The organism is Gordonia lacunae, from assembly GCF_002149015.1.
GTDB classification, from domain to species: Bacteria; Actinomycetota; Actinomycetes; order Mycobacteriales; family Mycobacteriaceae; genus Gordonia; species Gordonia lacunae.
Map to the genome: position 1 here is coordinate 35512 of NZ_NGFO01000036.1, position 10688 is coordinate 46199.

At 68.0% G+C, this 10688-nt stretch carries 10 protein-coding genes and 2 tRNA genes; 4 read left to right on the forward strand and 8 right to left on the reverse strand.

The genetic code is table 11. From position 1 onward, the window contains the following. Window positions 1-18: 18 nt before the first annotated feature. Window positions 19-1080 (reverse strand): hypothetical protein, encoded by a 1062-nt coding sequence (locus CA982_RS22805; RefSeq protein WP_086537458.1) that lies wholly within the window; start codon window positions 1078-1080, stop codon window positions 19-21. Window positions 1081-1176: 96 nt separating this feature from the next. Then, window positions 1177-1249, reverse strand: a tRNA-Asn gene (locus CA982_RS22810). 297 nt (window positions 1250-1546) lie between these two features. On the opposite strand from CA982_RS22810, the gene CA982_RS22815 reads away from it, so the two are divergent. Then, window positions 1547-1620 (forward strand) — tRNA-Ile (locus CA982_RS22815). A gap of 38 nt (window positions 1621-1658) precedes the next feature. Here the strand turns inward: CA982_RS22815 and CA982_RS22820 are convergent. The 6 genes from CA982_RS22820 to CA982_RS22845 form a co-directional block, all read right to left on the reverse strand. Continuing rightward, window positions 1659-1898, reverse strand: a complete 240-nt coding sequence (locus CA982_RS22820) for a three-helix bundle dimerization domain-containing protein (protein ID WP_086537459.1) — start codon at window positions 1896-1898, stop codon at window positions 1659-1661. 79 nt (window positions 1899-1977) lie between these two features. After that, window positions 1978-2535: a dihydrofolate reductase family protein gene (locus CA982_RS22825; RefSeq protein WP_086537460.1), complete on the reverse strand. Its 558-nt coding sequence runs from the start codon at window positions 2533-2535 to the stop codon at window positions 1978-1980. 116 nt (window positions 2536-2651) lie between these two features. Then, entirely contained in the window at window positions 2652-4574 is a 1923-nt protein-coding gene (gene dnaG, locus CA982_RS22830; RefSeq protein WP_086537461.1) for a DNA primase, read from the reverse strand. A 64-nt stretch (window positions 4575-4638) separates the two neighbouring features. Continuing rightward, the gene (locus tag CA982_RS22835; RefSeq protein WP_086537462.1) at window positions 4639-5955 is read right to left on the reverse strand and encodes a deoxyguanosinetriphosphate triphosphohydrolase; all 1317 of its coding nucleotides are present in this window, start codon (window positions 5953-5955) and stop codon (window positions 4639-4641) included. Beyond that, window positions 5948-6451: a cold-shock protein gene (locus tag CA982_RS22840; protein ID WP_086537463.1), complete on the reverse strand. Its 504-nt coding sequence runs from the start codon at window positions 6449-6451 to the stop codon at window positions 5948-5950. Before CA982_RS22840 ends, CA982_RS22835 begins: the two co-directional genes overlap by 8 nt. A 135-nt stretch (window positions 6452-6586) precedes the next feature. Beyond that, window positions 6587-7972: a glycine--tRNA ligase gene (locus CA982_RS22845; RefSeq protein ID WP_004023004.1), complete on the reverse strand. Its 1386-nt coding sequence runs from the start codon at window positions 7970-7972 to the stop codon at window positions 6587-6589. A gap of 203 nt (window positions 7973-8175) precedes the next feature. Between CA982_RS22845 and CA982_RS22850 the strand changes: the two genes are divergently transcribed. The 3 genes from CA982_RS22850 to CA982_RS22860 all read left to right on the forward strand — a co-directional run bounded on the left by CA982_RS22850 (window position 8176) and on the right by CA982_RS22860 (window position 10599). Then, the gene (locus CA982_RS22850) at window positions 8176-9714 is read left to right on the forward strand and encodes a M28 family metallopeptidase (protein ID WP_086537464.1); all 1539 of its coding nucleotides are present in this window, start codon (window positions 8176-8178) and stop codon (window positions 9712-9714) included. A gap of 85 nt (window positions 9715-9799) precedes the next feature. After that, window positions 9800-10174 (forward strand): ArsR/SmtB family transcription factor, encoded by a 375-nt coding sequence (locus CA982_RS22855; protein WP_086537465.1) that lies wholly within the window; start codon window positions 9800-9802, stop codon window positions 10172-10174. Next, window positions 10171-10599 (forward strand): Fur family transcriptional regulator, encoded by a 429-nt coding sequence (locus CA982_RS22860; protein WP_086537466.1) that lies wholly within the window; start codon window positions 10171-10173, stop codon window positions 10597-10599. Before CA982_RS22855 ends, CA982_RS22860 begins: the two co-directional genes overlap by 4 nt. Window positions 10600-10688 lie beyond the last annotated feature (89 nt).

The following is a 10688-nucleotide window of genomic DNA, read 5'->3' on the forward strand; positions in this document are numbered from 1 at the left end:
TGGGCCCTTCCGTTCGCGTTATCGGCTCTTGCTCGTCGCCGAGCGCCGATCGCCATCGTCGTCCCGCTCGAAACGCTGGCGTTGCCGAGCCCCATAAGTCGCTGCCCGGACGGCGTCGTCATCCTCCATGCCTGAACCGAGCGCACCGCCCAATGTCGCCACCGATGCCACCAGCCACGCCATCACCACCAGAGTCCAGAAGTCCACCGGATCACCGATCTGGTCGGTGACCATGTCGGGCGGTATCGTCCACCACGCTGTGAGGAGCAGCAGGAAGAACACGACTACGTAGAAGACGATGACACCGATCGTCAGGGTGACGACGGTGGACATGTTGTACAGCACCGCCCGTTCGCGCTCTTCCCGCGACGGCGGCCGTTCCCACAGGTCGTGCTCGATGATCAGCCAGGCGATCAGCGCGGCAATCGACAGAACAGTGGCCACACTCAGTCGCCACGGCCCCATCATGTCGGACAATTGCCACATGGTCCCGTATGCGAGACTCACTGCGCCGGTGGCGAAAGCAGCCATCATCACCTTCGACATACCGGCGACCACGCGCCACGGCCGATTGGCGTAGACCATGCCCGCGAGCAGCCGAAGACGCGACAGTCTGGACGGCGCGAGATAGTGCACGACGTCGTCGTCCTGCACCCGATGAATGCGTTCAGTTGCCGGCTGTTCACCCGGTTCGCTGGACACCTCGGCAACGACCATTCGCGCCAGATCCCTCGTGCGGCGATCGACGGATGCAGCCCCCATCCCCGGAATCGAGATCACCCCCAGCCGTTTCGAGAGGTGGATCTCGGCGACGAGCGGGGTCGTCCCCGATCGGCGCACGAGGTCGGTGAGGTAGATGACGACGTCCTCGCTCGCGGAATCGGGATCCACCGTGCCGACCACGTCGGAGAAGTCGGTGTCTTCGTCGATCGGATACGCGTGACTTCGGGTCGAGACCTGCCGGCCGACGGCGCTTTCGCTGTCCGCCGACAAGGATTCGGACAGCCGCTTGCCGATCGCCTCCGTCGCACCGGGATCGGCGATCACCAGAACAGATTGTGACGACGGGTCTGTGTGCATGCAGGGGCGCCTACCCCCGCCGTCGGGCCGCGAAACGAACGGTGGTCCGAAAGCAGAAAGCCCGTCGCCTGCTCTTGCAGGTGACGGGCTGTTCTGCTCCCCCAACTGGACTCGAACCAGTAACCGTTCGATTAACAGTCGAATGCTCTGCCAATTGAGCTATGGGGGATTGCCGCGGCCCTGTTCGGCACCCTCAGGGGCTTCACCAGAACCGAGGTCAGACTCTAGCGCATCGTCGCGCCGGAGAACAAAACGCGCGGTCAGCCGTCTAGGCGTGGCGGTGACCGACTGACCGTCGACCGCGATGGGACGAACGCGCGACACCTTCATCTGAGTGTTCGTCGCCGGCCGCTTGCGAGCCCCGTGGCCCGCCGCGCCAGATGGTCGACACTTGTGCACGCACGCGTCTCCGAGCGTTCCCCGGGTGTGCGGTAGTGTCCTCTCCCGCAGGACGCAAGACCTGCGCGGGGAGTTAGCTCAGTCGGTTAGAGCCGCGGACTCATAATCCGTAGGTCGCGGGTTCGAGCCCCGCACTCCCCACTCATGAGGCACCGGACTGGTGTACGAGTTCCCCGACGTCAGCCACCCAACGCCGGGGGCACCTCGGCAGAATCGGCCATCACCGAAGACCCACTCAGTGCGTTGTTGGCACGCCGCTCAACGAGCAGTGGCACGAAGTCGCGGACATCGATGCCGTCGAAGTGCCGATACGCGGCCTCGACGGCCTCGGCGACCTCTTCGGGCTTCTTGTCGGTGTACATCCCGATCAGGCGGTGCTGCACCTCGGTGACCTGCCTGCGCTCGTCATTGGCGTCCACGCTCCCACGGTAGGCAGCCGCCGGCGGACTCGCAGCCGGGAGCACGAACCGTCGTCGACTGTTCAACTCCGGTTCGGGTTCATCGCTCCACTCGACACCAGTACTCGCTCTCACCGGGGATCGGTGTGAGCCGGACCTCGCCACCGCCGGGCCGGTCGAACAACCGCACGCCCGCGCCGAGAAACACCGGGACGAAGAACACGAGCACCTCGTCGAGCAACCCGTGATCGATCATCTGTCGCGCGACATCGGCACCGATCACGGTGACATAGGCGTCGCCCGCGATCGCGGTGGCGGTCTCGACCGCCTCGTGCAGATCGGACACGAAGGTGACGCCGTCGACGGGGTCGGCGGGTGGGTTGTGCGTGAGAACAACAGCGGGCCCGTCATATTCGCCACCGAACGCACCTTCGCGGTCGGTGCCCTTGTTGGGATCATCGCCGCGGAACGAGCGATTGCCGACCAGCAGTGCGCCGGTGCCGCGCATCAACCGTGCGGCGGCATCGTCCGCTGCAGTGGACGCCGGCTGCCCGTCGGCGGGCACGTCGAAGAATCGGGTCAGCCACGACATGTCGCCACCGGGTCCGGCGATGAACCCGTCGAGTGATGCCGTCGCCGAGAAGATCGTTGTCGCCATGGATTCCTGCCTCCGTCGGTGGCGTGGGGGGTGCCGACGGGGTAGACCGGGCCGGAGACGGATACTCATCGTCCGCCGGCCCCGCGACCGTCGGTGCGAAAACCTACGCGGGTGTGTCAGCCCGCGTCGACGATCGGGTCGACAGCCTGTTCCAGCAGGCTACGACGATAGGCCTCGAGCGCCACGAGATCACCGAAGACCGCGTTGTAGCCGTCGGGGTCGTCGCTGGGTGCCATCCGGCGCAGGCGCGACTTGATGTCGGCGATCTGCGAACCCACCCACACCTCCTGCAACCGTGCGAGCACGCTGGAGATGTAGCGGGCGATGTTGTCCTCGTCGACCGGCATCGATTCGACGGCGAGTTCGGTCACGAGCGGATCGATGATCGGGTCGTCGACGGCATTGCGCACCGCGTCGACCCAGGCCGCGCCACCCAGACCGGACGACGTCCCGCCGAGCCCGGTCATCGCCTGGCGGATGATCGCGTAGGCCGGCTCGTTGAAGCACTCGACGGGCAGCGAGTCGAACACCGTCCCGGCGATCGCCGGATACTGCAGCGCCGCCTTCAGCGCTTCCCTCTGCGGCCACAGACGCGGGTCGTTGGGCTGCGGCCGGGCCGAGGTCGGTGCCGCCTCCGCCTCCGGGCGATTCCGAGCACCGCGCGTGGCGCCCCTACCGCCGGATGGGCTGACGCCCTGTGCCTTCCGGATTCTGGCGCCCTCCTCGCGCACGCGCCCGAGAACCTGGGAGACCTCTTCCCACCCGACCCAGCCGGCGAGCTGCCGCGCGTACTCGTCGCGCAGCGCGATGTCCTTGATCCGGGCGACCACCGGCACGGTGTCGCGCAAGGCGTGCACGCGACCTTCCGCGGTGTCGAGGTCGTGTCCGGCGAGCAGCGCCTTGATCGCGAACTCGAACATCGGCACCCGGCGGGCTATCAGGTCGCGGACGGCGGCGTCGCCCTTCTCCTGACGCAGCTCACACGGGTCCATCCCATCGGGCGCGATCGCCACGAACGTCTGGCCCGAGATCGACTGCTCCCCCTCGAAGGCCTTCAGCGCGGCGGCCTTTCCGGCATCGTCACCGTCGAAGGTGTAGATGACCTCGCCCCGGAAGTACGAGTCGTCCATCATCAATCGACGGATCAGCGCCAGGTGATCCTCGCCGAACGCGGTGCCACACGACGCGACGGCGGTGGTGACGCCGGCGAGATGCATCGCCATCACGTCGGTGTAGCCCTCGACGACCACCACCTGATGCCCCTTGGCGATGCTCTTCTTCGCGTGGTCGAGACCGAACAGCACCTGAGACTTCTTGTACAGCATGGTCTCCGGCGTGTTCATGTACTTGCCGAGGTTGTCGTCGTCGAAGAGCTTGCGGGCACCGAAGCCGATGATGTCGCCGGCGAGGTTGCGGATCGGCCACAGCAGACGGCGGTGGAACCGGTCGATCGGCCCCTTGCGGCCCTGTTTCGACAGCCCCGCCGCCTCGAGCTCGCTGAACTCGAATCCCTGCGACAGCAGCGCCTTGGTCATCGTGTCCCAGCCGGCCGGCGCATAGCCGCAACCGAACTGGACGGCCGCCACCGCGTCGAAGTCGCGTTCCTTCAGATACTCGCGCGCCGGTTGGGCCTCCGGCGACTGTAGCGCGGCGGCATAGAACTTCGCCGCGGCCGCGTTGGCCGCCACCAGGCGGGCGCGCGTCCCGCGGTCGCGCTTGATGGCGGTCCCGCCGCCCTCGTAGTTGATCTGGTAGCCGATCCGGTCGGCGAGCTGCTCGACCGCCTCCACGAAACTGATGTGTTCCTGCTTCTGGAGAAAGCTGTAGACGTCTCCGCCCTCGCCGCAGCCGAAGCAGTGGAAGTGGCCGTGGTTGGGCCGGACGTGGAACGACGGCGACTTCTCGTCGTGGAACGGGCACAACCCCTTGAGGCTGTCGGCACCGGCGCGGCGCAGGGCGACGTAGTCGCCGACGATGTCCTCGATCCTCGTCTGCTCACGGATCGCCGTGATGTCGCGATCGGGAATTCGGCCTGCCACGCGACCAGTGTAGTGACGCCGGTGATGCCGCCCGGCCGGGTGCTTCGTCGACCCCCGCCCCGGTCTACCCGAGGTGCGCCTGGGCCCCCGAATTGTGCTTGTCGGTGCGCTCGAGCCGGCCTTCGGTCATCGACGCGATCTGGTCGACGATGACGCGCATGCGGGCGGCGTCGTCGGACGCGGCGTTCCACCACGGCACGAACACCGGGTCCAGTCCCCCGGGCGCCGCCTCGACGAACCAGTTCGCCACGCGATGGACGCGTTCCCGCTGACGACGCTGTGTCGCCTTGTGGCGCTCGTTGGAGAAGATGAACCGCAGTGCCAGGGTCTTGAGCATCGACACCTCGGCGGCGATGAGCTCGGGCACCTCGAGGTCGGCGTCGTAGCGCGACACCGGCCGGTCCCCGACCACCTCGCGGGTCCCGGTGATCGCCGCCGACGCGAAGCGGCCGATGAACTCACTGGTCAACCGTTTGAGCGCGACATAAGAGTCGAGCGTGCCGTCGAAGACGCCCACCGAACGCACGATGTCCATCCGGTGCAACCGCGCGGCGGCGTCGACGAGCGCCTCGGGATCGAGGCCGGGGAACTCCTTGGCGCCGATGTCGGCCAGCGCGCGCTGATCCTGCGGGTCCCCGAGGGTCCGCAGATCGATGCGACCGCCGATCACACCGTCTTCGAGGTCGTGCACGGAGTACGCGACGTCGTCGGACCAGTCCATGATCTGGGCTTCGACGCATTGCCGTGTCCCCGGCGCATCCCGACGAATCCAGGCGAGCATGCCGGCATCGTCGTCGTAGGCCCCGAACTTCCCGCCGGGGCTACGACGGGTCCACGGATATTTCAGGGTCGCGTCCAGCGAGGCGCGGGTGAGATTGAGGCCGACGCTGTGCCCGTCGGCGTCGAGCAGCTTGGGCTCGAGCCGCGTCAGGATCCGGAGGTTCTGGGCGTTGCCCTCGAAGCCGCCGTGATCGGCGGCCACCTCGTCGAGCGCGCGTTCGCCGTTGTGTCCGTAGGGCGGATGCCCGATGTCGTGGGCGAGTCCGGCGAGTTCGACGAGGTCGGGTTCGGCGCCGAGGCCGATGGCGATACCCCGGCCGATCTGCCCGACCTCGAGCGAATGCGTGAGCCGGGTGCGGGGCGTGTCACCCTCGCGCGGACCGACGACCTGAGTCTTGTCGGCCAGCCGCCGGAGCGCCGCGGAGTGCAGAACCCGAGCGCGGTCCCGGGCGAAGTCGCTCCGATGATCGGTCCGGGTGCCGGGCAGGCTCGCGACCTTGGCCCCCTCGGGCAGGAATCGTTCGACGGCCTCGTCGCCGTACGTCGCCACCGCCGGGAGTACGTGACCGACGGTCTCCGGCCCCTGTCGGGTGTCAGTCAAGCACCCAGCCCCGGGCGACGGCGAAGTCGGTGACGCGCTGCCGGATCGCCACGATCTGGCGTGCGGTGAGGGCGCCGTCGGCGTCGAGCAGGAGTTCGGTCAGCTCCTCGGTGAAGGCGGCGGAGTCCAGCGAGCCGCCGGCGCGCGGACGACGGCTGCCGCGGTCGTCGTGGCGTCCGCGGTCGCCCCGATCACCGCGGTCGCCCCGATCACCGCGGTCGCCGCGATCACGGCCGTGGTGATCGTCACGGCGGTGCGCACGCGCGCCCGCGGATTCATCGGCGGGTGCGGCCTCGGTGACCGCGACGTTGATCGCCTTGGAACCCCGATCGGTCTCCTCGACGTCGAAGGACACCTTCGCGCCGGGTTTCAACGAGTTCTCGTCGATGTCGATGTCGTTGATGTGAAGGAACACATCGGCACCGCCCGATTCCGGCGCCAAGAAACCGAATCCCCGATTCGCGTCGTAATGAACGACTTTCCCGCTGACAGGCACGACTCCACTCACTCTCTCGTCGCGCGCACGACGGACCCCATGCCCGAGTCCACGCGACAACTCGTCCTCAATTGTGACAGACATCCGCAGGTCAGGCTGAATCGTGAGCGTACGGCCGTGGCGCCGCGAGAGGCCTCAGGCTCCGAGCAGCTTGCCGCCGAGATACTCGGCGACCTTGTCGAGCGCGACCCGCTCCTGGCTCATGGTGTCCCGTTCGCGCACCGTGACGGCCTGGTCGTCGAGGGTGTCGAAGTCGACGGTCACGCAGAACGGCGTGCCGATCTCGTCCTGTCGGCGGTACCGCTTGCCGATGCCCTGCGCGTCGTCGAACTCGACGTTCCAGTGCTTGCGGAGTTCGGCGGCGAGGTCGCGGGCCTTCGGCGAGAGCTTCTCGTTGCGCGACAGCGGCAGCACGGCGACCTTGATCGGCGCCAGACGCCGGTCGAGCCGCAGCACGGTACGAGTGTCGGTGCCGCCCTTGGCGTTCGGCACCTCCTCCTCGGTGTAGGCGTCGCAGAGGAACGCCATCAGCGAGCGTGTCAGGCCGGCGGCCGGTTCGATCACGAACGGGGTGTACCGCTCGCCCGACGCCTGATCGAAGAACGACAGGTCCTCGCCCGAGTGCTTGCTGTGCGTGGACAGGTCGTAGTCGGTGCGGTTGGCGACACCCTCGAGCTCGCCCCACGGGTTACCGGTGAAGCCGAACTTGTACTCGACGTCGACGGTCCGCTTGGAGTAGTGCGACAACTTCTCCTTCGGGTGGTCGTAGAGCCGCAGGTTCTCCGGATCGATGCCCAGGTTGACATACCAGTCGAACCGCTGGTCGATCCAGTACTGGTGCCATTCCTCGTCCTCACCCGGCTTGACGAAGAACTCCATCTCCATCTGCTCGAACTCGCGGGTGCGGAAGATGAAGTTGCCCGGCGTGATCTCGTTGCGGAAGCTCTTGCCGATCTGCGCGATGCCGAACGGCGGCTTCTTGCGGGCGGTGGTCATCACGTTCTTGAAGTTCACGAAGATGCCCTGGGCGGTCTCCGGGCGCAGATAGTGCAGGCCCTCTTCGTCGTCGACGGGACCGAGGAACGTCTTCATCAGACCGCTGAAGGCCTTGGGTTCGGTCCAGTTGCCGGGCTGCCCGGTCTCCGGGTCGTTGATGTCGGCCAGACCGTTGGCCGGCGGGTGGCCGTGCTTGGCCTCGTACGCCTCGATGAGGTGGTCGGCGCGGTAGCGCTTGTGGGTGTGCAGCGACTCGACGAGGGGGTCGGTGAACACCTCGACATGGCCGGAGGCCTCCCACACCTGGCGCGGCAGGATGACCGACGAATCCAGACCCACGACGTCCTCACGGCTGATGACCATCGTGCGCCACCACTGGCGCTTGATGTTCTCCTTGAGTTCGACGCCGAGCGGGCCGTAATCCCAGGCCGACTTGGTACCGCCGTAGATCTCACCGCACTGGTAGACCAGGCCCCGACGCTTGGCGAGGTTGACGACGGATTCCACATTGGACTGGGCGGCCACGGTTAACTGCTCTCCACGGGTTGAGTGTTCGGCTGGGACGGTCGTGCTGACGCTCGGTGCTCGGCGTGCATCCAGGGATGCAGGCGGCAACCCGTACAGACTACCGAGCAGGTGTCCTGTTTCCCGAAAGCACCGTTCATCCGAGGCACTCGTCACGAACCGTAGGGCACACGCCGGCGTTCCGGAACTGCCACAGTGGCAGTGTGATCGTTCCAGCACGACGGCGCGTCGGCATCCCCGTTCCGGCCCGGGCTCGCCGGTCGGTGACCCTGGCGGCATCTTTGGCGGTGACCCTGGCGCTCGGCGCGGGGTGCGCCGGCGAACAGGCCGCCGAGGTCGATCGACCCTCGCCGTCGCCGGTGTCCACGCCGTCGCCGGCACCACCGATCGCGACGGTCACGCCGGCCGCGCTGGGCCAGGCCGTCACCGTCGAGAACGTGATGGCCCACGTTCGCGCCTTCCAGCAGATCGCCGACAACAACGGCGGCAACCGCGCGGCCGGCACGTCCGGGTACGACGCGTCGCTCGACTACGTCGCCGGGTTGCTCCGCACGGCGGGTTTCGACGTGACGACACCGCCGGTCGGCTACGAGCGCTTCGACGCCGGGCCGGTGAGCCTGACGGCCGACGACCTGAAGGTGGCGACGCGCATCGTCGAATACTCCGCAGGGACGGGCGACACCCCGGTCACCGCCGCGCCCGTATCCGTCCGCGGGCTCGGCTGCGCGAGCACCGACTTCCCGAGCACGGTGCGCGGGTCCGTCGCCGTGATCCCCCGGGGCACCTGCACCTTCGCCGACAAGGCGCGGAACGCGCAGTCCGCGGGCGCGGTCGGGGCGATCATGGTCAACAACGAACCCGGCCCGCTCACGGGTGCCACGCTCGGGCCGGACGACCGCCCCACGATTCCCGTCCTCGGGGTCTCCGCCGACGACGCAGAGCGGGTGCGGACAGCAGGATCGGTGACGCTCTCCGTCGAGGCGGAGACCTCCAGCATCAGCACGCGCAACGTGATCGCCGAGACCCGGACGGGTGCCGCCGACGACGTCGTGATGGCCGGCGCGCACCTCGACAGCGTCGTCGACGGACCCGGGATCAACGACAACGCGAGCGGCAGCGCGGCCGTCCTCGAGACCGCGCTGCGACTCGGCTCGTCCCCGCGCGTTCCACACCGGGTGCGGTTCGCGTTCTGGGGCGCGGAGGAGGACGGACTGGTGGGTTCCTCGGAGTATGTCCGCGGACTCGATCCGGCCGCTCGCGCGGCGGTGGCCCTCTATCTCAACTTCGACATGCTCGCCTCACCCAATGGCGGCTACTTCACCTACGACGGCGACGACTCCGAACACGAGGGAGCCGGTCCCGGCCCGGACGGCTCCGGAGGCATCGAGCGGACCTTCGAGAAGTTCTACGCCGACCGCGGCATCCCGCTCGCCCCCGACGACTTCGACGGCCGCTCCGACTACGGTCCGTTCATCGCGGTGGGCATCCCCTCCGGCGGGGTGTTCACCGGCGCCGAGACCGAGAAGACCGAGGCGCAGGCCGAGCTGTGGGGTGGCCGTGCGGGAGAACCCTTCGACCCCGACTATCACACCGCGCGCGACACCCTCGACAACATCGACACCGACCTCCTGGCCGTCAACGCGTCCGCGGTCGCGTTTTCGGTGGCGACGTACGCGTTGTCGACCGCAGGCGGGGACGGGGTGCCGCCCATCACCGATCGCCGTCGCGCCAACGGTGGTTGACCAGCGACGACACCCGGGCATTGATTGAAAACCATTTCCGTTAGAATGGGCGGGTCAGTGGCGCGAGCCAGGCGAGAGGAGCGCGATGTCGACCCAACCGTTGGACGGGCCCGACCCCGTCGAGGCGACCGATGCCGCGGCACGGGAAGCCGCCGCCGACCTGCTGCGCGCCCTCGCCTCCCCCACGCGGGTCGCGATCGTGCTGTCGCTGCGTGAGCGGGTGCAGTGCGTTCATGAACTCGTCGGGCATCTGGGCCTGAGTCAACCGCTGGTCAGTCAACACCTGCGTGTCCTCAAGGACGCCGGCGTGGTCCGCGGCCAGCGCAACGGCCGCGAGATCACCTACGAGCTCCTCGACGATCACGTGGCGCACATCGTCGGCGACGCCCTGATCCACGCGAACGAGACCAACGACGGCCGCGCGGTGGCGTCCGATGCCCCCCGGGCGGTGAGCGAATGAGCGGGGTCGCCTCCGGACCGCAGCCGGTCACCGGCATCCGGTCGACGCGCCAGCGAGCCGCGATCGCCGACGCCCTGGCCGGCACCGAGGATTTCTGCTCCGCCCAGGAGCTGCACGAGATCTTGAAGGCCCGGGGCGAATCGATCGGCCTGACCACGGTCTACCGCAATCTGCAGGCGCTGAGCCAGGCCGGGCAGATCGACGTCCTGTGGGACGGTTCCGGCGAGACCCGCTACCGCCACTGTTCGTCGGGACACCACCATCACCTCGTGTGCCGCGAGTGCGGCACCACGGTCGAGGTCCAGGCCGAACCGGTCGAGCGCTGGGCCGCGAAGATCGCGGCGCAGCACGGCTTCACCGACATCAACCACACCGTCGAGGTCTTCGGTCGCTGCGGCGACTGCCATGTCGCCGAGAACGACTGAGCAAGAACACCTCTCGAGTCCTGCGGTGGCCAGCCCTGCCGCTCCCCTGAAGAGCGAGCTAGCGAGCGTCACCCCCGCCCCCTGAGGAG

Excerpts from the sequence above, each read along its gene's own strand:
- CA982_RS22805 (WP_086537458.1), bottom strand. The coding sequence starts at position 1,080 with ATGCACACAGACCCGTCGTCACAATCTGTTCTGGTGATCGCCGATCCC.
- CA982_RS22825 (WP_086537460.1), bottom strand. The coding sequence starts at position 2,535 with ATGGCGACAACGATCTTCTCGGCGACGGCATCACTCGACGGGTTCATC.
- CA982_RS22855 (WP_086537465.1), top strand. The coding sequence starts at position 9,800 with ATGTCGACCCAACCGTTGGACGGGCCCGACCCCGTCGAGGCGACCGAT.
- CA982_RS22860 (WP_086537466.1), top strand. The coding sequence starts at position 10,171 with ATGAGCGGGGTCGCCTCCGGACCGCAGCCGGTCACCGGCATCCGGTCG.